Annotated in this window: 19 protein-coding genes; 8 read left to right on the top strand and 11 right to left on the bottom strand. The window is 56.9% G+C overall.

Annotated features, from left to right (window positions below):
• Positions 1-42: 42 nt before the first annotated feature.
• From ugpC to FHW16_RS12045, 9 genes are all read right to left on the bottom strand, one after another.
• A complete protein-coding gene (ugpC, locus tag FHW16_RS12085; protein WP_182549426.1) occupies positions 43-1113 on the bottom strand; it encodes a sn-glycerol-3-phosphate ABC transporter ATP-binding protein UgpC in 1071 nt (356 codons plus the stop codon).
• Between the two features lie 6 nt (positions 1114-1119).
• Entirely contained in the window at positions 1120-1968 is an 849-nt protein-coding gene (ugpE, locus tag FHW16_RS12080; RefSeq protein WP_182549425.1) for a sn-glycerol-3-phosphate ABC transporter permease UgpE, read from the bottom strand.
• An 11-nt stretch (positions 1969-1979) separates the two neighbouring features.
• The gene (gene ugpA, locus FHW16_RS12075; protein WP_182549424.1) at positions 1980-2870 is read right to left on the bottom strand and encodes a sn-glycerol-3-phosphate ABC transporter permease UgpA; all 891 of its coding nucleotides are present in this window, start codon (positions 2868-2870) and stop codon (positions 1980-1982) included.
• A gap of 65 nt (positions 2871-2935) precedes the next feature.
• Positions 2936-4246 (bottom strand): sn-glycerol-3-phosphate ABC transporter substrate-binding protein UgpB, encoded by a 1311-nt coding sequence (gene ugpB / locus FHW16_RS12070; protein ID WP_182549423.1) that lies wholly within the window; start codon positions 4244-4246, stop codon positions 2936-2938.
• A gap of 160 nt (positions 4247-4406) precedes the next feature.
• Positions 4407-5006, bottom strand: a complete 600-nt coding sequence (pncA, locus tag FHW16_RS12065; protein ID WP_182549422.1) for a bifunctional nicotinamidase/pyrazinamidase — start codon at positions 5004-5006, stop codon at positions 4407-4409.
• A gap of 295 nt (positions 5007-5301) precedes the next feature.
• A complete protein-coding gene (gene nagA / locus FHW16_RS12060) occupies positions 5302-6465 on the bottom strand; it encodes an N-acetylglucosamine-6-phosphate deacetylase (protein WP_182549421.1) in 1164 nt (387 codons plus the stop codon).
• Positions 6462-7472 carry an SIS domain-containing protein gene (locus FHW16_RS12055; RefSeq protein WP_182549515.1) on the bottom strand — a complete coding sequence of 337 codons (1011 nt, stop codon included), beginning with the start codon at positions 7470-7472 and terminating at the stop codon, positions 6462-6464. Before FHW16_RS12055 ends, nagA begins: the two co-directional genes overlap by 4 nt.
• A 17-nt stretch (positions 7473-7489) precedes the next feature.
• Positions 7490-8278, bottom strand: coding sequence for a GntR family transcriptional regulator (locus FHW16_RS12050; RefSeq protein ID WP_182549420.1), 789 nt, complete (start codon positions 8276-8278; stop codon positions 7490-7492).
• On the bottom strand, positions 8271-9164 hold the full coding sequence (locus FHW16_RS12045) for an N-acetylglucosamine kinase (RefSeq protein WP_210278098.1): 894 nt from the start codon (positions 9162-9164) through the stop codon (positions 8271-8273). Before FHW16_RS12045 ends, FHW16_RS12050 begins: the two co-directional genes overlap by 8 nt.
• Before the next feature lie 192 nt (positions 9165-9356).
• Here FHW16_RS12045 and FHW16_RS12040 point away from each other — a divergent pair, with 192 nt between their 5' ends.
• From FHW16_RS12040 to FHW16_RS12015, 6 genes are all read left to right on the top strand, one after another.
• Positions 9357-10268 carry an N-acetylmuramic acid 6-phosphate etherase gene (locus tag FHW16_RS12040; RefSeq protein ID WP_182549418.1) on the top strand — a complete coding sequence of 304 codons (912 nt, stop codon included), beginning with the start codon at positions 9357-9359 and terminating at the stop codon, positions 10266-10268.
• Between the two features lie 34 nt (positions 10269-10302).
• Positions 10303-11562 (top strand): ABC transporter substrate-binding protein, encoded by a 1260-nt coding sequence (locus tag FHW16_RS12035; protein ID WP_182549417.1) that lies wholly within the window; start codon positions 10303-10305, stop codon positions 11560-11562.
• 146 nt (positions 11563-11708) lie between these two features.
• Complete coding sequence (locus FHW16_RS12030) at positions 11709-12659, top strand: carbohydrate ABC transporter permease (protein WP_182549416.1); 951 nt, start codon at positions 11709-11711, stop codon at positions 12657-12659.
• Between the two features lie 17 nt (positions 12660-12676).
• A complete protein-coding gene (locus FHW16_RS12025; RefSeq protein WP_182549415.1) occupies positions 12677-13516 on the top strand; it encodes a carbohydrate ABC transporter permease in 840 nt (279 codons plus the stop codon).
• Entirely contained in the window at positions 13513-14580 is a 1068-nt protein-coding gene (locus FHW16_RS12020) for a Gfo/Idh/MocA family protein (protein ID WP_182549414.1), read from the top strand. The genes FHW16_RS12025 and FHW16_RS12020 overlap by 4 nt, the downstream gene beginning before the upstream one ends.
• A 28-nt stretch (positions 14581-14608) precedes the next feature.
• Positions 14609-15610 carry an ABC transporter ATP-binding protein gene (locus FHW16_RS12015; RefSeq protein ID WP_182549413.1) on the top strand — a complete coding sequence of 334 codons (1002 nt, stop codon included), beginning with the start codon at positions 14609-14611 and terminating at the stop codon, positions 15608-15610.
• 2 nt (positions 15611-15612) lie between these two features.
• Here FHW16_RS12015 and FHW16_RS12010 read toward each other — a convergent pair whose 3' ends face one another.
• Both FHW16_RS12010 and FHW16_RS12005 read right to left on the bottom strand, forming a co-directional pair.
• On the bottom strand, positions 15613-16008 hold the full coding sequence (locus tag FHW16_RS12010) for a hypothetical protein (RefSeq protein ID WP_246711724.1): 396 nt from the start codon (positions 16006-16008) through the stop codon (positions 15613-15615).
• Positions 16001-16249 (bottom strand): type II toxin-antitoxin system prevent-host-death family antitoxin, encoded by a 249-nt coding sequence (locus FHW16_RS12005; RefSeq protein ID WP_182549412.1) that lies wholly within the window; start codon positions 16247-16249, stop codon positions 16001-16003. Before FHW16_RS12005 ends, FHW16_RS12010 begins: the two co-directional genes overlap by 8 nt.
• A 170-nt stretch (positions 16250-16419) precedes the next feature.
• On the opposite strand from FHW16_RS12005, the gene mgrA reads away from it, so the two are divergent.
• Both mgrA and FHW16_RS11995 read left to right on the top strand, forming a co-directional pair.
• Complete coding sequence (gene mgrA / locus FHW16_RS12000; RefSeq protein WP_182549411.1) at positions 16420-17481, top strand: L-glyceraldehyde 3-phosphate reductase; 1062 nt, start codon at positions 16420-16422, stop codon at positions 17479-17481.
• Positions 17482-17635: 154 nt separating this feature from the next.
• Positions 17636-18955, top strand: a complete 1320-nt coding sequence (locus tag FHW16_RS11995; protein WP_182549410.1) for a UDP-glucose dehydrogenase family protein — start codon at positions 17636-17638, stop codon at positions 18953-18955.
• The last annotated feature ends 16 nt before the right edge of the window (positions 18956-18971 follow it).

Here is an 18971-nt window from a genome sequence, read left to right as displayed (position 1 = left end):
CATCCTCGGGCCTGACCCGGGGATGACGAACACGGAGTGCATTCAGATGCGCTTTCCGTTGCCGCCAAAAAGGTGCAGCTTTTCCTTGGGGATAATAACCCTGAGATGATCGTCGGGCTGCGAAACGGAGCGGCCTGCGACCCGCACAACGACCCGTTCGCCTCCAATGATGCCGTAGACATAACTTTCCGCGCCGACCGGCTCGACACCGAGCACCTTGAGGTCGAGCAGGAGGCCGCCAATATGGCTCTCTGTCCCGGTGGCAACTTCCAGATCTTCGGGACGGAAGCCGATGATCGCGTCCTTGTCGGATACGGTAATGCCTTGAGCCCCGATCCGCGTGCCATCCTTCAGGATCAGGCCGGATTCGTCGGCGGTTATTGGAATGAGATTCATGGGGGGAGCGCCGATGAAGCTTGCAACGAATGTGCTGGCGGGCTTTTCGTAGATATCAAGCGGCGCACCGATCTGTTCGACCGCACCGGCATTCATCACCACGAGAATATCGGCAAGGGTCATGGCTTCCAGCTGATCATGGGTCACATAAACGCTTGTCACGCCGAGTTGGCGCTGCAGGTTCTTGATTTCTACGCGCATCTGTCCGCGCAGCTTGGCGTCAAGGTTGGACAGAGGTTCGTCAAACAGGAACACTTTGGGATTGCGCACGATGGCGCGGCCCATGGCCACACGCTGGCGCTGGCCGCCCGACAACTCGCGTGGACGGCGTTCGAGAAGATGCGTGAGTTCCAGCGTTGCTGCTGCCTCGCGGACACGTTTATCGATCTGGTCCTTCGGCATGCCGCGGTTGCGCAATCCGTAGGCCATGTTGTCGTAGACTTTCATATGCGGATAGAGCGCATAGTTCTGGAAGACCATGGCGATGTCGCGTTCGGCGGGGCCGAGATCGTTGACAACCTTGTTGTCGATCTTGACCGTGCCATCCGTAATAGATTCCAGTCCTGCGATCATGCGCAGGAGGGTCGATTTTCCGCAGCCAGACGGGCCGACGAGTACGCATAACGCGCCGTCTTTGATCGCGATATCGACGCCTTTGACCGCTTCGACAGCCCCGGCATAAACCTTGCGGACATTTGTAAGTTCAACACTTGCCATGTGAGATCATTTCTCCGTTTCGACCAGACCGCGCACGAACCAGCGTTGCATCAGCACAACGACGAGGACCGGGGGGAGGATGGCCAGAATGCAGGTCACCATCACCAGATGCCATTCGGTGTCGGCATCGGCGAAGGAAATCATTTTGCGCAGACCGATGACGATGGTCGTCATGTCATTGCGGTTCGTCATCAGCAGGGGCCACAGATACTGGGTCCAGCCATAGATAAACAGGATGACAAACAGTGCCGCTATGTTGGTTTTGGACAGGGGCAGCAGGATGTCTTTGAAAAAACGCCACGGTCCCGCACCGTCGACGCGCGCCGCTTCGACAAGTTCTCCCGGTATGGTCATGAAGAACTGCCGGAACAGGAGTGTTGCCGTTGCCGATGCCATGAGGGGAACGGTAAGGCCCGTATAGGTGTCGATAAGACCAAGATCGACCATGACCTTGTATGTTGGCAGGATGCGAACTTCGACCGGCAGCATCAGCGTGATGAAGATCAGCCAGAAGAAGACCATGCGGCCGGGAAACCGGAAGAAGACAATCGCATAGGCCGACAGGATCGAGATGATGATTTTGCCGACGGCAATCGCCAGCGCCATAATTGTACTGTTGATGAGCAGGCGGCCAACACTCACGCCGCCGATGCGTCCAATGCCGCCGAACAATGCGGTTGTATAGTTTTCCCAGAAATGCCCGCCGGGCAGCAGGGATAGCGGCGGCCGCATGATGTCCTGCAGCGACTGGGTTGACGCGATGAAGGCGTAGTAGATCGGGAAAGCCACGATCATGATGCCGACAATCAGGACGATGTGGGCAATAAGACGGCCGATGGGATTGTTCTGGATCATCTTTGCGCTCCTCAGCCGTAATGCACTTTGCGCTCGACATAACGGAACTGGATTGCCGTTAAGCCGATAACAATGACCATGAGGATCACGGATTGCGCTGCCGAATCGCCAAGGATCAGATTGACGAACCCGTCATTGTAAACCTTGTAGACCAGCGTTTCGGTTGCCTTGCCCGGGCCGCCGCCTGTCACGGCATGAATGATGCCGAATGTATCGAAGAAGGCGTAGACCGTGTTCACAACAAGAAGGAAGAATGTTGTCGGGGCAAGCAGCGGGAAAATGATGGTCCAGAAGCGCTTGGTTTCGCCGGCGCCATCAATGGCGGCCGCTTCGATCAATGATTTCGGAATGGATTGCAGACCGGCAACAAAGAACAGGAAGTTGTAGCTGATCTGCTTCCACGCGGCTGCGGCAACCACCAGGAGCATTGCCTGATTGCTGTTGAGCAGCGGGTCCCAATTGTAACCGGCGGAGCGGATCATATAGGCAAAGGTGCCCATCGAGGGGTTGAACAGGAACAGCCAAAGCATGCCTGCAATGGCCGGTGCCACCGCATAGGGCCAGATCATCAGGGTGCGATAGATGCCTTTGCCGCGCACGACCTTGTCGGCCATGACGGCAAACAGAAGGGCGAAGCCCATGGCGATCACTGCGGTCGCGATGGAAAAGACAACCGTGACCTGAAGCGAATTCAGGTAGTTGGGGTCACTCAGAATGCGTTTGAAATTTCCAAGTCCGACAAATTGCGTTGATAGGCCGAACGGATCTTCCCGCAGAACCGACTGGCGAATGGCCTGGGATGCCGGCCAATAGAAGAAGACAATCGTGATGGCGAGCTGCGGCGCCAGCAGGAGATAGGGCAGGAACTTGTTGGGAAAAGTGACGTGCGTTGACGATGCCATGATTGCCCCTCTTGAAAAGAGCCCCGTCCGCAAGACATGCGGACAGGGCGTTCATGAACCGGCTCTTACTGGCCGTTCGCCTGTTTGATGGCGGCGTTGCCGCGCTTGACGGCATTGTCGAGGGCCTGCTGTGCAGTCTGCTTGCCGGAGAGCATGTTTTCGAACTCTTCGTTCTCGATATCACGCACCTGCGGCAGGTTCGGCAGGCGGACACCTTTGGAGTTTTCCGTCGGCGCCTTGCCCATCATCTGCTTGATCGGAATTTCACGGGCAGGGTTCTTGTCATAAAAGCCGGACTTCTTGGTTTCCTCGTAGGCGGCAAGGGTTACAGGCAGATAGCCTGACACCTGATGCAGACGGGCCTGGATGTCGGTGCGCGACAAGAACGTGAAGAAGGCTGCCACGCCCTTATATTCTGCGTCGGATTTGCCCGCGAAAACCCAGAGGCTGGCGCCGCCCGGTGTCGTGTTCTGTGGCGCACCCTTGGCTTCGGGATCATAGGGGAGCTGGCCCGTGCCGTAGTTCATGCCTGATTTGACCACATCGCCCAGACCACCGGAGGATTCAGTGAAGATGCCGCATTCGCCGGACAGGAACAGCGGCTTGGCTTCAGAGGTACGGCCGCCGTAACGGAATGTGCCGTCCTTGGCCAGATCTGCCAGTTCCTGGAAATGTTTAACATAGAGCGGTGCGTTGATTTTCAGTTCGACATCGGTTCCGGCAATGCCGTTCTCATTGGTGCCGTAGGAAATATTATTCCAGGCGGCAAAATTTTCCGTGTGAATCCATGTCAGCCATGTCGACGTGTAACCGCATTTGGCTGCGCCGCTGGTCTTGATCTTCTTGGCGGCTTCCCAGACTTCCGGCCAGGTTTTTGGCGGATTGTTTTCATCGAGGCCCGCCTTCTTGAAGATATCCTTGTTGTAATACAGGATCGGCGAGGAGCTGTTGTAGGGGAAGGACAGCATGGTGCCGTCCGGCTTGGAATAATAGGCTACAATGCCTGGCAGATAGAGGCTCTTGTCGAACTTCGTATCACCCATCGAGAGGATGTCAGCCACGGGCTTGATCGCACCCTCGGCGCCCATCATGACGCCCGTTCCGGCGTCAAAAACCTGCATGATATGCGGTGCCTGCTTGGCACGAAATGCGGCAATGCCTGCATTCAACGTTTCAGGATAGGTACCCTTGAACACAGGAACGACCTTGTATTCGCTCTGGCTCTCGTTGAATTCCTTGGACAGGGTTTCAACAACCTCGTTGTTGGCGCCAGTCATGGCGTGCCACCAGCTGATTTCGGTGACAGCAAAAGATGAGGTGGAGGACGCGAGGATAAATCCGAACGCGAGGCTTAGCGAAGTACCGCGAAATGTCATGTGTGTCTCCCATAATGAGGCGTCGTTAGGAACACGCTTATTGGATGCGCTTATGGGCAGTATCCCCATTATGTGACAGACAAACAACAGTTTTATGACTTTGGTCTCATAGCGGGGTTAACGCCTGTGGAAAAAATGCGCAGCTGTTCACTTTTGCCTGTCAGATCAGGGTGACACCCGCCTTGCGCATTTTGGCGACCATGGCGGCGAGCGAGCCGCCCATATCGATGGCGCGGCAGGCATCGAGCAGGACATCGGCAGCAAAACCGTGCGCCACCGCATCGAGCGCCGAATAGGCAACGCAGTAATCCGTCGCTAGTCCGGCGAAGGTCACGTTGGTGATTCCGCGTTCGCGCAGATATCCGGCAAGCCCGGTAGGGGTCTTGCGATCGTTCTCGAAAAAGGCCGAGTAGCTGTCGATGTGGGGACGGAACCCCTTGCGGATAATGAGCTCAGCTTTATCCCATTGCAGATCAGGATGAAAATCTGCACCCGGCGTGCCTTGAATGCAATGATCCGGCCATAGCGTCTGGTCACCGTAGGGCATCCTGATTGTATCGAAGGGAGCCTTGCCGGGATGGGAGGAGGCGAAACTGGAATGACCGGCAGGATGCCAGTCCTGCGTGAGAATGACGTGATCAAACCGGACGATCAATTTGTTGATGATTGGAACAATTTCGTGCCCCCCACCCACGGCCAGCGTGCCGCCGGGACAAAAATCATTCTGCACGTCGATGACGACAAGCGCATCCCCAGCCATTTCACTTCTCCGATTGTCCAAAAAGGGCAAGTATGGTCAATCGGAGAAAGCCGTCAACTCGGGTTACAGACTGTCGAAATGGAATTGTTCCGCCGCCCGTTGCGGTATGAGGTGCATGGTCCTTGGTTCGTGGTCGACAAGCTCACCATGAGGGAGATGGGTGGCTGCAAGGCTAAACGGAAACATTGCAGACACTATTCACCTACTTTGCAAAACGTGACTTCCTGCAATCCTCACTCTTCCTCATGGTGAGCTTGTCGAACCACGCACCATGGAAATGCCAATCACCTTGCCGCTAGGTTCGGGCGTAATGCAGATCGCCATCGATCCAGACATGATCAACATCAAGCGCATCATCGAGATGCACAATGTTGGCAACATATCCCGTGCCGATCCGCCCGTACCGATGATCGATCCGGATGCTCTCGGCGGGATAGAGTGAAGCCATCCGCAGGGCTTCATCGAGATCGAGGCCAAGTTCACGATGAACGAAGCGCACCGCAGATATCATGTCGAGATCGGCACCGGCCAAGGTACCATCCTCAAGTGTCAGGCGGCCGCCGGCGCGCCGGATCGTCCGGCCATTCAGCGTAAATGTCGTGATATCGGTGCCGATAGTCGACATGGCGTCGGTCACGAGGAAGATTTTCGCCGGACCATTCTTGGCACGCAGGGCGATGGCCATCGACGCTTTGCTGACGTGGAATCCATCGGCGATCAATCCGGCAGACAGCTCGCCCGACTCCAGAACGGCACCAACCACGCCCGGTGCACGATGGCCCAGCTGGCTCATGGCATTGAAAAGGTGCGTCGCCATGGAGGCGCCCGCTTCCTTTGCCGCAACGGCCATTTCATAGGAGGCGCCGCTATGGCCTATGCTGACGATTACACCGGCGTCGACCATTGCCTTGATCTTTTCAATGGGAACCGTCTCCGGAGCAACCGTGGTGAGCAGCACAGGCAGTTCCTGCACGGCTTCGATGATCGCCAGAAGATCACTGTCATCCATCGGGCGGATGAGCGCGGGATCATGGGTGCCCTTGTGCGATACGGAGAGGTGTGGCCCCTCCAGATGCAGGCCGATAAATCCAGCGACTTTTTCCTGTGCCGCTGCTTTGCCTGCGGCAATCGCCGCATTGGTGATGGCAGGGGTGTCGGTGATCAGTGTTGGCAGGAGCGCCGTTGTGCCGAATGCAAAATGCGCCCGGCAGATTGTGCGAATTGCCTCGACAGTCGGCCCGTCATTCAGGAGAACGCCACCGCCACCATTCACCTGAATGTCGATGAAACCCGGCACAAGTTTGCCGCCCTTGAGTTCCACCCGCCTGATATCGGCGGGGATGTCACCCGAGGCAACAATGCCTGTGATGGTATCTTCATCAACGAGAATTGCGGAGCCGGCGTGCCAGTTTTCGCCATCGAAAATATCGGCGCCGGTCAGTGCATAGGCAGTGCTCATATTGTTTCAGTCACTTTTCTCAAATGCGGGGGCTCATCCGGATTCAATCCGCGGCTGCGGGCGAAATCTTCGACAAATGCATAGAACGATACCAGCAACGCAAGCGGATCGGTGAGCGGGTGCGCCGTGGCAATGAACGGCAATGTTGTGGCCTTCGATGGTTTTGCCGACGTGACGAACACGGCAGCGCCCTGTTCGGCAAGACGGTCGGCAGCTTCAACGATCGAGTCTTCCGCCGCATCGCGTGCAGCCAGGACCAGAACCGGAAAATCCTTGCCGACGATGGCCTTTGGCCCATGCATGACTTCTGCAGCGGAATAGGATTCCGCATGCATGGCGCTGGTTTCCTTGAACTTCAGCGCCACCTCGTTGGAAATGGCAAGCGACGGTCCGCGGCCAAGCACGAACAGCGAGTTTTCGCCTTTCATCGCAGCGCCGAATGGTGACCAGTCGCAGCGAATGGCTGCGGCAAGCGCCTTGGGAAGCTCATCGATCGCAGTCAGAAGCTCTTTATCCTGTGTCCAGTGGCCAATGAGCGCGAGACCCGCGACAGCCGAGCTGACAAAGGTCTTGGTGGCCGCGACGCTGCGTTCCTGCCCCGCCAGAATATCGATGGCAAGGTCGCTGGCAAAGGCGAGGTCCGAATTGATCTCGTTGGTGATGGCAAGGGTGAGGGCACCGCTTTCGCGTGCGGCCTTGGTCATGCTGACAATGTCGGGGCTTTTGCCGGATTGGGAAATGGAAAGTGTTGCGGCGCTCTCCAGTTTCAGGGCGACGCCGTAAATTGAAGCAACCGACGGGCCGAGGGAGGCGACCGGAATCCCGGCTGTCAGTTCTGTCGCATATTTCAGATAGGCGGTGACGTGGTCTGATGAGCCGCGGGCAATGGATGCGAGGAAGGGCGGGTTTTTCTCACGCAGCTTTGCCCCGGCGTCAGCCAGCGTGTCGCGGGATGCATCGAGAAATCGTGCTGTCACATCGGGGATGGACAGAATTTCTGCGCGCATGAGGGTTCCGTTGGTGGTCAAAGCACTGCTCCTGATATTTCCGAAGAATCGCCGAGCTTCAACTCCGCGACAAATTCATAGGCGTCCGCCCGGTAGATCGACCGGGTGAACTCGATCACTTTTCCTGATTCAAGGTATGATATGCGCTCGATGTTGAGGCTGGCAGAACCGGCTGGTACCTCAAGCAACTTGGCGTCAGCTTCTTTCAGGATCGCCGCTGAGATGCGCTGGATGGCACGCGCCGGGCGGTTGCCGCCCTCCGCAAGCACGGCGTAGAGGGATAATGTCACCAGTTCCGGATTGGGCAGGACATGGATGGACAGTGCCGCACGCTCGATTGCCATGGGCGTGTCATTGGCAACACGCAGACGGCTGATGCGGGCAACCTTTTCGCCGGAAGACAGGCCGAGTGTCACCATTTCTTCGGGCGAGGGCGGATAGATGCCGCGATCGAGCCATGTGGAGCGGACAATCATGCCGCGCCGGGCCATGTCTTCGGTGAATGATGTCAGGTGCGACAAGGACTGTTCGACCCGTTCGGAGCGGGGCGCGACGAACGTGCCTGATCCATGCCGCTGAACGAGCAGGCCGGTGGTCACCAGTCCCTGAACCGCCTTGCGCACGGTAACGCGCGAAATATCGGCAATGGTGGCAAGTTCCCGCTCCGGCGGCAGGGCGTCTCCCGGTTGCAACATGCCGTCGCGGACGGCCGTCTCGATCAGCCTTTGCAGCTTCACATAGAGTGGACCTCCGCTGGCAGAGCCATCGTTCAGGGAAGGCAGGATGCCGATCAAACCGTCAGCCATGCACGGCCTCCTTGCCGGCCGCGGCGAAATTCTTCACGGCCAGTTGTACAGCACCTGTCAGCGCATCATTCAACGGTTTCTGCAATTTTGCCTTGTAGGGGGCGGAAAGCCGCTCTCCGAACAATGCACCAAGCCCGCCGATAAGCGAAAGGCGCTCCGGTCCGGCAGGCATCATCGCATCCAGCCCCTCTTCTATCTGCATCACCGCTTTCCGCAGGATCGCCAGCGCCACGGCGTCATTGCGGGCAGCGTATTCAAAGACGAGCGGTGCGAGCGCGCCAAAATCGCTGGGACGTGCCGAATGGGCAAACTCGACGATCTTATAAGGGTTGCTCTCAAAGCGTGCCATGACGGCGTCCGTCAGCGGAGATGAGGCATGAAAACGGTCATGGGCCAGCAATGTCTCTTCCAGAAGATCGCGGCCAATTCTGGCGCCGCCAGCGAGATCGCCCACCTTGAAGCCCCAGCCGCCGGCAAAGCGGATCTCATCGCCTGCGCGTGAAACAAAGAGGGAGCCTGTTCCGATGATGACCACGGTTCCGTCATTGTCGCCGAGCGCACCCTGAAGCGCGATCACACCGTCGGATGCAACCAGAGAATGCTGAAAGGGCAGGGTCATCTGCAGCTTCTGGCCATTGCCACCAACGATTGCACCAGCGAGTCCAAGAACGGCCGAAGCCGAGGGAATCGCCGCTATATCGATCTTGGCTTCGGCAAAAGCAGCATGTGTCGCATCAAGAATGTTCAGACGAGCGGTCTCCATGTCGGTCATGATATTGGCCGAACCGCTCTTGCCGGTGCCCAGAACGCGGCCGCTCATATCAGCCACGGCCGCTCTGCAGCCTGTCCCACCACCATCAATTCCCAGGAGATATGTCACACTCATTGTCCTCCGAAAATTAGAATACCAATAAAATACCAATAGCCAAGCGTTAATTCCATGTTTTTTCCACTTTTGATTAACATATTGATTTCAAATGGATATTAGTATTGCATGAAAATCAGTTCTGGATTTTTTTAAGAACTGCTGGACAAGTGGTATTTTTTTGGCATTAATTATCGCAACGAGGAGAGGCGAGTGGTGGTAACCCGTACCGAGCAACGCAACGATAAAGCATCTGGACTGGACGAGCGATCGCCAGAGGATGTTTTGCGTTTGCTGCACGAGGCGCAGATCGAGGCTGCGGCTTCGGTGGCGCGGGCGACGGATTCCATTGCCAAGGCAGCACTGCTTGCCGCCAAAACGCTGTCCGCTGGCGGGCGCATTGCGTATGCTGCCGCAGGGAGTTCCGGGCTGATGGCACTTGCCGATGCCCTTGAACTGCCAGGTACCTATGGCATTGCGCCGGACCGGGTCGTCATTCTGCTGGCGGGCGGTATCGAGAGCCTCAATCGTCTGGCAGGCAGTTATGAAGACGATGTAGAACAGGCCGCACGCGATATCGCCGCAGCCGGCCTTGGCCGCGGCGACTGCCTGATCTCGATCTCGGCCAGTGGCACCACACCCTATGCGCTTGCGGCCATTGATGAAGCCAAACGGCGTGGGCTGAAGATCATCGCTATTGCCAACAATCCGGATGTGCCGCTTTTCACCCAGGCTGATGTGGCCATTGTGCTGGAAACGCCGCCGGAGATCGTTGCGGGGTCAACACGCATGGGGGCAGGGACCGCGCAGAAGATTGCGCTCAATCTCCTGTCGACGCTCATGGCCGTGCATCTCGGTCACGTGCATGATGGTTACATGGTCAACCTCGTTGCGGACAATGAAAAGCTGCGCGAGCGCGCCGCACTCATCGTTTCGGCTATCGGCGCCTGCGACATCGCAGACGCGAAGCAGCATCTGGCATCATCTGGCGGTTCGGTGAAATCGGCGATCCTGCTGGCAGCCGGTGCAGCCAATGCAAAACAGGCATCACACATTCTCGAAGGCAATCAACAGAGGCTACGCCCGTCGCTTTCGAAACTGAAAGAGGACCTCGGTTCTCGTTAACGGCACTGCTCAAAGGGTGCAACAGGAGACTAAAATGGGAAGCACGACTTTAAAAACACTGCTTATGGCAACGAGCGTCCTGGCTTCGGCCGGTTTCGCGCACGCCGCCGACACCACGCTGACAGTTGAAAGCTGGCGTACCGATGATCTTGCCATCTGGCAGGAAAAGCTCATTCCGGCCTTCGAAGCGAAGAACCCCGGAATCAAGGTCAAGTTCGCACCGACGCCGCCAACCGAGTATGATGCCGCTCTCGGCGCCCGCTTCGATGCAGGCAGCGCCGGCGATATCATCACTTGCCGTCCTTTCGACAAGTCGCTGGAGCAGTTCAAGCGCGGCAACCTGTCGAGCCTGAAGAGCCTTCCGGGCATCGAGAACTTCTCTCCTGTTGCCAAGGCAGCATGGAGCACCGATGACGGTTCCGACACGTTCTGCGTGCCGATGGCCTCGGTTATCCATGGCTTCATCTACAACAAGGATGCCTTCGACAAGCTGGGCATCGCTGTCCCAACGACCGAAGCTGAATTCTTTGCCGCGCTCGACAAGATCAAGAAGGACGGCACCTACATTCCGCTCGCCATGGGCACGAAGGATCTCTGGGAAGCCGCAACCATGGGCTACCAGAACATCGGTCCGAACTATTGGAAGGGTGAAGAGGGTCGTACCGCGCTGATCAAGGGTACGCAGAAGCTTACCGATGCTGACTGGGTTGCGCCTTACAAGACGCTTGCCAAGTGGAAGGATTATCTTGGCGACGGTTTCGAAGCCCAGACTTATCCTGATAGCCAGAACTTGTTCACGCTTGGCCGTGCCGCGATCTATCCTGCCGGTTCGTGGGAAATCTCGCTGTTCAACACGCAGGCCCAGTTCAAGATGGGCGCGTTCCTGCCACCGGTCCAGAAGGCTGGCGATACCTGCTACATCTCCGATCATGCCGATCTTGGCGCAGCGATGAATGCAAAGAGCAAGAATCCGGAAGCTGCCAAGAAGTTCCTGAGCTGGGTTGCTTCGCCTGAATTCGCCGACATCTACGCCAATGCGCTGCCAGGCTTCTTCAGCCTGTCGTCGACACCGGTAAAGATGAAGGATCCGCTGGCGCAGGAATTCGTATCATGGCGCGAAAAGTGCAAGCCGACGATCCGCTCGACCTACCAGATCCTGTCGCGTGGCACGCCAAACCTGGAAAACGAAACCTGGGTTGAATCGGCCAACGTGATCAACGGGACCGATACGCCTGAAGTTGCAGCCAAGAAGCTGCAGGATGGTCTCGACAGCTGGTACAAGCCTGCGAAATAAGCAATCGGATGCCGGGGCGGTTCGCGCCGCCCCGGCATTTCGCTTTTCAGAAGTGGCAGTCATTGCCCCTCCATTCGTTTGACGAACGGCAGTCACGGACCGGTTTTCCATGACCAACAAATCAATAAGCAGGGGTTTGCGATTTAATGAGCACGGCCGACTATACCCAGTCTGACACGGGTCAGGACAAACGCACACGGCGCTGGCACATTCTTGTGTTCCTGCTGCCGGCGGTGATCGTCTATACGGCAGTCATGATCCTGCCGCTGATCGAGACACTGCGCCTCTCCCTGTTCAACGTGGTGGATGGCCAGAGCACGTTTGTCGGCTTCGGCAATTTCCAGACCCTGTTTGGTGAACCGCGCTGGTCGGCCAGCTTCTGGAACGCGCTGCGCAACAATTTCGTCTTCTTCCTGATCCATATGTTGGTGCAGAACCCGATCGGCGTAGCGCTGGCAGCGCTCCTGTCCATACCGAAGCTGCGGTTTGCCGCATTCTACCGCACCGCGCTGTTCCTGCCGACATTGTTGTCCTTCGTGATTGTCGGTTTCATCTGGAAGCTGATCCTGTCGCCGATCTGGGGCGTATCGCCCTATCTCCTTGATCTGGTTGGCCTGAAATCGCTGTTTGCACCCTGGCTGGGCAAACCGGATACGGCGCTCATCACCGTTTCGCTTATCTCGGTCTGGCAGAATGTCGGCATTCCGACCATGCTGATCTATGCATCGATGCTGAGCATTCCCGAAGAGGTTCTGGAAGCGGCCGAATGCGATGGCATTACCGGATGGAGCCAGTTCTGGAAAATCAAGCTGCCGCTGATCCTGCCATCCATCGGTATCATTTCCATTCTGACATTTGTCGGCAATTTCAACGCTTTCGACCTTGTCTACACGGTGCAGGGGGCGCTCGCCGGTCCTGACGGGTCTACCGATATTCTTGGAACGTTGCTCTACCGCACCTTCTTCGGCTTCCAGCTGCAGATCGGCGACAAATCCATGGGCGCGACGATTGCCACGGTGATGTTCCTCATCATCCTGACGGGTGTCTGCATCTATCTCTTTGCCATCCAGCGGCGCATGCGCCGGTACCAGTTCTAGGATCGGAAAGTTCAATCATGGCAAAAGCCCGCACATCACTTCTCCGCTCCGGTTTCGTTCACGTCGCACTGATCATCTATACGGTGATCGCACTGTTCCCGGTGTTCCTGACTGTGATCAACTCATTCAAGGATCGCGCCTCGATTTTCCGCAATCCGCTCGGTCTGCCTGATGCAAAGAGTTTCAGCCTTGTCGGCTACGAATCGGTGCTCAAGCAGGGTGATTTCACCCTGTATTTCCAGAACAGCCTCATCGTCACATCCGTGTCGATCTTCTTCGTGCTGCTGTTCGGCGCCATGGCAGCCTTTGCGTTGTCGGAATACCGCTTCCGCGGCAATTCCCTGATGGGTCTTTATCTTGCCCTTGGTATCATGATCCCGATCCGTCTGGGCACCGTGGCCATCCTGCAGGGTATGGTTGCGACGGGCCTCGTCAACACCCTGACCGCGCTGATCCTCGTCTATACGGCGCAGGGCCTGCCGCTTGCCGTCTTCATCCTGACCGAGTTCATGCGCACCGTGTCCGACGATCTGAAAAACGCGGGCCGTATTGACGGGTTGACGGAATATTCGATCTTTTTCCGGCTGGTGCTGCCGCTGGTAAAGCCCGCCATGGCAACGGTTGCCGTGTTCACCATGATCCCGATCTGGAATGATCTGTGGTTCCCGCTGATCCTTGCGCCAAGCGATGCCACCAAGACCGTGACGCTCGGTTCGCAGGTGTTCATCGGCCAGTTCGTCACCAACTGGAATGCGGTTCTTGCGGCGCTGACCCTCGCCATCCTGCCGGTGCTCGTCCTTTACTTCCTGTTCTCGCGGCAATTGATCCGCGGCATTACCTCGGGAGCCGTTAAATGAGCGCGCATACACAAAAGCCCGTGCGGGTTCTGGTTGCCGGGCTTGGCAATATGGGTCGGAGCCACGCGCTTGCCTATCACAACAATCCCGGCTTCGAGATTGTCGGGCTGGTCAACCGCTCGGTCGTCCCACTGGCAGAAGAGCTGCAGGGCTATACGATCCATCCGTCGTTCGAAAAGGCGCTCGCTGAACTCAAGCCGGAACTGGTGTCGATCAACACCTATTCCGACAGCCATGCGGATTATGCGGTTGCCGCCATGGCGGCCGGAGCCGATGTCTTTGTCGAAAAGCCATTGGCGACAACCGTCGCCGATGCAGAGAGGGTGGTAGCTGCAGCCAAGCAGTATGGCCGCAAGCTGGTGATCGGTTACATCCTGCGGCACCACCCCTCATGGGTGCGGCTGATCGAGGAAGCCCGTAAGCTTGGCGGCCCCTATGTCTTCCGGATGAACCTCAACCAGCAATCGAGCGGTCCGACCTGGGAAACCCACAAGGCACTGATGCAGACGACATCGCCCATTGTCGATTGCGGCGTGCATTATCTCGACGTCATGCTGCAGATCACCGATGCCAAGCCGGTTCAGGTACGCGGCATGGGCGTGCGGCTCTCCGATGAGATCGATGCGAAGATGTATAATTATGGCCATTTGCAGGTTCTGTTCGATGACAATTCGGTTGGCTGGTACGAGGCTGGCTGGGGTCCGATGATCTCGGAAACGGCTTTCTTCGTGAAGGACGTCATGTCGCCCAATGGCTGCGTGTCCATCGTGATGGACCAGAATGCCAAGTCGGATGATATCGACTCCCATACCAAGACATCCACCATTCGCTTGCATTCGGCCAAGACAGGCGCAGACGGGCGCTTTGCCAAGCAGGACGAACTCCTCAACATGGCGGGCGAACCCGGTCATCAGGAGCTTTGCGATCTGGAGCAGGCCTTTGTGCTCAAAGCCATCCGCGAGGATCTCGACCTTGGCCGACATATGCAGGATGCGGTGCGATCGCTCAGCGTCTGCCTCGCGGCGGATGAAAGCGTGCGCTCGGGCAAGCCTGTAGACCTTTAATTAAAGATTTGAAGACGGGAACAAGACATTGGGTTCTTTGAAGATACAGAATATTCGCAAGTCTTTCGGCCATGTGGACGTGCTGAAAGGCATTGATCTTGAGGTCAAGGACGGCGAATTTGTGATTTTTGTCGGTCCGTCCGGTTGCGGCAAGTCGACCTTGCTGCGTATCATTGCCGGGCTTGAGGAGGCAACATCAGGCGAAATCCTGATCGACGGCAAGAAGGTCAACAATACTCCGCCGGCAAAACGCGGCATCGCCATGGTGTTCCAGACCTATGCACTCTATCCGCATCTGTCGGTGCGCGATAATATGGGCCTTGGCCTGAAGCAGGCCGGAAAACCCGCCGAGGAAATCAAGGAGCGCACGAAGATCGCCTCGGCGATGCTCTCGCTCGATGATTATCTGGAGCGCCGCCCGGCGGAACTTTCCGGCGGCCAGCGCCAGCGCGTGGCCATCGGCCGTGCGATCGTGCGCGAGCCGCAGCTCTTCCTGTTTGATGAACCTCTGTCGAACCTCGATGCTGCCCTGCGCGTCAACACACGGCTGGAGATCGCCCGCCTGCACCGGCAGTTGAAGGCCACGATGATCTACGTGACCCATGATCAGGTGGAAGCGATGACGCTTGCCGACAAGATCGTTGTCATGAACAAGGGCCGGATCGAGCAAGTCGGCTCGCCGATGGAGCTCTATAATTCACCGCAGACGCTGTTTGTTGCCGGTTTCATCGGCTCGCCGCAGATGAACCTGATCGACGGTGCCAAGCTTGGTGATCCCGCGGCAAAGGCGGTGGGTATCCGTCCCGAGCATATTCAGGTCAGCAACACATCCGGCAGCTGGAAGGGATCGGTCATCCACGTCGAACACCTTGGCGCCGACACCATCATCTACCTGCAAACGGACTTCAGTCCGCTGACGGTCCGGCTCTTTGGCGAACATCAGTACGAGGTCGATCAGGTTCTCTACGCGACACCGGATGCCGGGCGTACCTACCGATTTGACGACAAGGATCAGATCATCAAGGCTTGATGCTATGTCCGCAGAACGGCCCGAACGCGTCGTTCTGCGGATACCTGTTTTATGAGAATGGCGATCTTTCGAAGAAAGGCTTCGCTGAAGGCACCCAATGGAGTTGTCGAGACAAAGTCACAGGCTTTGTCGGAATCGACATAATTGTATTCGTCCAGAATAAGCCATGATGGAAAATCGGGCCCGGCCCGACGCATTCGATTTCGCTGACGGCGGCAGAGACACGCGACCTCATAGGCTTTTGCGATGTGAGTGGAAACAGAAACAAGCTGGCTGGACTTGCGGTTGTTCCTGACGAGAAGACAGACAGGCCGTGCTTTTCTTCCGGATTCTTCGCCGATGTCGGCCTGACGCGCCCAAAGATAATGGTATTCGAGCACGTCACCTGGCTTAAGCATCATCTTCACCGGATATTATAGTGTTGAGACCCTCCAATAGTGCATTGTGAACATCGTCCGGCGCGTCTTCCAACTTATACGCGGTTGTGCTCGACTGCCCCATCAGCTGATGGTATTTTTCGGCAGTTATAATAACGAGCTTTTCCTTGCCGCGCTTGGTGAGCGCTACAGGTTCTAGCAGGGCTGTATCGAGAATTTCGCCGGACTGGCGATTAACCTCCGAAAACGTATATTGTTTCATGATGGCTCCAACGTCTAAACTACCTATATTACGTATTGTACGTAATATAGCAATCTGACTTCACCATTTCATGTCATGACATCAATATGACTTTCGTTCATAGTCCGCCGCGCTGAGACGGGAATCGTCTGGCTCAGTGCCGAGACAAGATGACAGGGAAGAGATTGATCATGAAATGGACTGCAGACTCCAAACGCTATGACACGATGAAGTACAACCGCTGTGGCAAAAGCGGCCTCAAACTGCCGGCGATTTCTTTGGGGTTATGGCATAATTTCGGACACGATACGCCGCATCAGACCAAGCAGGCGATTTGCCGTCAGGCTTTTGATCTTGGTATCACCCATTTCGATCTCGCCAATAATTACGGCCCGCCGCCCGGTTCTGCCGAAGAAGCATTCGGCGAGATCCTGCGCAATGATTTCAAGGGTTACCGCGACGAACTGATCATTTCCTCCAAGGCCGGTTATGGCATGTGGCCCGGTCCTTACGGCGAGTGGGGCAGCCGGAAATACATGATCGCCAGTTGCGACCAGAGCCTGAAGCGGCTCGGGCTCGACTATGTCGATATATTCTATTCGCACCGTTTTGACCCGGATACGCCGCTGGAAGAGACCATGATGGCGCTCGATCACATCGTTCGCTCCGGACGTGCGCAATATGTCGGCATCTCGTCCTATAACTCGCATCGCACCCGCGAAGCGGCCGCCATACTGGAAGAACTCGGTACGCCGTGCCTCATCCACCAGCCGAGCTATTCGATGATCAATCGTTGGATCGAGGAAGACGGCCTTGTCGATACGCTGGAAGAACTCGGTATCGGCTCCATCGTGTTTTCGCCGCTGTCGCAGGGCATGCTGACGGACAAGTATCTCAAGGGCGTGCCGGACGAAAGCCGCGCTGCGCAGGGGAAGTCGCTCAATCCGGCGTTTCTTAGTGAACAGAACCTGTCCAATATCCGGGCATTGGACGGGATTGCCAGGAAGCGCGGCCAGACGCTGGCGCAGATGGCGCTCGCCTGGGTCCTGCGTCGCGGACGGATCACTACGGCGCTCATCGGGGCAAGCAAGCCGCAGCAGGTCATCGATTGCGTCAAGTCTCTGGAAAATCTTGATTTTACCGATGCGGAGCTTGCCGAAATCGATACCTATGCAAATGATGCGAACATCAATCTCTGGGCGGCATCGGCCGAGCGTAGGGGACCTGAACGTACCCCGGCGAAACAGGCTTGAACACGCGTTGAAAGGCTTTAGATAAGAAACATCGAAAACGCCGGCTGCAACCTCGTGGCTGGCGTTTTTGAATTGGATAGAACCTGCAATTGGCAGCGCCGCGTGAATATGCGACATGTCTGCGCGAAATTGATGTGATGAATGGGATAGTTTGATGAAGATTGCGATGATCGGGACTGGCTATGTCGGTCTGGTTTCTGGTGTTTGCTTTGCCGAATTCGGTTTTCAGGTCACCTGTGTTGACAAGAACCCTGCTATCATCGAGCGCCTGCAGGCCGGTGAAGTGACGATCTACGAACCCGGCCTGGACGAACTTTTGACCCGCAATGCCCGTGACGGGCGCCTCATATTTACAACAGAGCTGGCGTCGACTGTTGCTGATGCGGATGTGATTTTCATCGCTGTCGGCACGCCTTCGCGGCGCGGCGACGGGGAAGCTGACCTGCAGTATATCTACGCCGCTGCCGACGAGATCGCCGCTGCCATGAAACCGGGCGCTGTTATCGTGATCAAGTCCACGGTTGTCGTCGGCACAAATGCCGACGTGCGCGCTCATATTGCCAAGGCTCGGCCGGATGTTCCGTTCTCCATGGTATCCAACCCGGAATTCCTGCGTGAAGGCTCGGCCGTCGAAGATTTTCTGCGGCCAGACCGTGTTGTCGTCGGCGTGCATGACGAGCGGGGCTCGAATGCGATGAAGCGCGTCTATCGTCCGCTTTACCTGCGTGAAACGCCGATGATCGTGACAACGCTCGAAAATGCCGAGATCATTAAATACGCCGCCAATGCTTTTCTGGCGATGAAGGTCACATTCATCAACGAGGTTGCGGACCTCTGTGAAAAGACCGGCGGCAATGTGCAGGACGTGGCCCGTGCCATCGGCATGGACAATCGCATTGGCTCGAAATTCCTGCATGCCGGTCCCGGCTTCGGTGGTTCATGCTTCCCCAAGGATACCCGTGCCTATGCGGCGACCGGGCGCAAGATGAATGCACCGCAAACCCTGATCGAGCAGGTGGTCATGGTCAATGAGCAGCGCAAGCGCTCCATGGCGGAACGGGTTATTCAGGCGGCAGCCAAAAGCGGCGCAAAAACAGTTGCGGCGCTGGGCATCGCCTTCAAGCCAAACACCGACGATATTCGCGAGTCGCCGTCGCTGGATATCATTCCCGCCCTGCAAAAGGCAGGCCTGACGGTGCGTGCGCATGATCCCGAGGCACGTTCCGCTGCCGAGCCTGCTCTGCCGGGTGTCGTCTGGTGCAAATCCGCCTATGAGGCCATTGAAGGGGCGGAGATCACCGTGCTTCTGACCGAATGGAATGCGTATCGCGCGCTTGATCTGAAGAAGGTTGCCAGCCTGATGAAGGGCAATCTGCTGTTTGATCTGCGCAATGTCTATGGCGAGCAGGATATCGACGGAACCGGGCTGGAATACCATTCCATCGGTCGCCCGCGTCTGGGGCAGAGTGCTTAAAATAACATTTGCATGT

The organism is Phyllobacterium myrsinacearum, from assembly GCF_014138285.1.
GTDB lineage: Bacteria > Pseudomonadota > Alphaproteobacteria > Rhizobiales > Rhizobiaceae > Phyllobacterium > Phyllobacterium myrsinacearum_A.
The sequence above is the reverse complement of the archived record's forward strand: the minus strand, read 5'-3'. Positions and strand labels throughout refer to the sequence as shown.

Excerpts from the sequence above, each read along its gene's own strand:
- pncA (WP_182549422.1), bottom strand. The coding sequence starts at position 5,006 with ATGGCTGGGGATGCGCTTGTCGTCATCGACGTGCAGAATGATTTTTGT.
- FHW16_RS12045 (WP_210278098.1), bottom strand. The coding sequence starts at position 9,164 with ATGAGTGTGACATATCTCCTGGGAATTGATGGTGGTGGGACAGGCTGC.
- ugpE (WP_182549425.1), bottom strand. The coding sequence starts at position 1,968 with ATGATCCAGAACAATCCCATCGGCCGTCTTATTGCCCACATCGTCCTG.
- FHW16_RS12025 (WP_182549415.1), top strand. The coding sequence starts at position 12,677 with ATGGCAAAAGCCCGCACATCACTTCTCCGCTCCGGTTTCGTTCACGTC.
- ugpA (WP_182549424.1), bottom strand. The coding sequence starts at position 2,870 with ATGGCATCGTCAACGCACGTCACTTTTCCCAACAAGTTCCTGCCCTAT.
- FHW16_RS12055 (WP_182549515.1), bottom strand. The coding sequence starts at position 7,472 with ATGCGCGCAGAAATTCTGTCCATCCCCGATGTGACAGCACGATTTCTC.
- FHW16_RS12005 (WP_182549412.1), bottom strand. The coding sequence starts at position 16,249 with ATGAAACAATATACGTTTTCGGAGGTTAATCGCCAGTCCGGCGAAATT.
- FHW16_RS12030 (WP_182549416.1), top strand. The coding sequence starts at position 11,709 with ATGAGCACGGCCGACTATACCCAGTCTGACACGGGTCAGGACAAACGC.
- FHW16_RS12035 (WP_182549417.1), top strand. The coding sequence starts at position 10,303 with ATGGGAAGCACGACTTTAAAAACACTGCTTATGGCAACGAGCGTCCTG.
- nagA (WP_182549421.1), bottom strand. The coding sequence starts at position 6,465 with ATGAGCACTGCCTATGCACTGACCGGCGCCGATATTTTCGATGGCGAA.
- FHW16_RS12050 (WP_182549420.1), bottom strand. The coding sequence starts at position 8,278 with ATGGCTGACGGTTTGATCGGCATCCTGCCTTCCCTGAACGATGGCTCT.
- FHW16_RS12020 (WP_182549414.1), top strand. The coding sequence starts at position 13,513 with ATGAGCGCGCATACACAAAAGCCCGTGCGGGTTCTGGTTGCCGGGCTT.
- ugpB (WP_182549423.1), bottom strand. The coding sequence starts at position 4,246 with ATGACATTTCGCGGTACTTCGCTAAGCCTCGCGTTCGGATTTATCCTC.
- FHW16_RS12010 (WP_246711724.1), bottom strand. The coding sequence starts at position 16,008 with ATGCTTAAGCCAGGTGACGTGCTCGAATACCATTATCTTTGGGCGCGT.
- mgrA (WP_182549411.1), top strand. The coding sequence starts at position 16,420 with ATGAAATGGACTGCAGACTCCAAACGCTATGACACGATGAAGTACAAC.
- FHW16_RS11995 (WP_182549410.1), top strand. The coding sequence starts at position 17,636 with ATGAAGATTGCGATGATCGGGACTGGCTATGTCGGTCTGGTTTCTGGT.
- ugpC (WP_182549426.1), bottom strand. The coding sequence starts at position 1,113 with ATGGCAAGTGTTGAACTTACAAATGTCCGCAAGGTTTATGCCGGGGCT.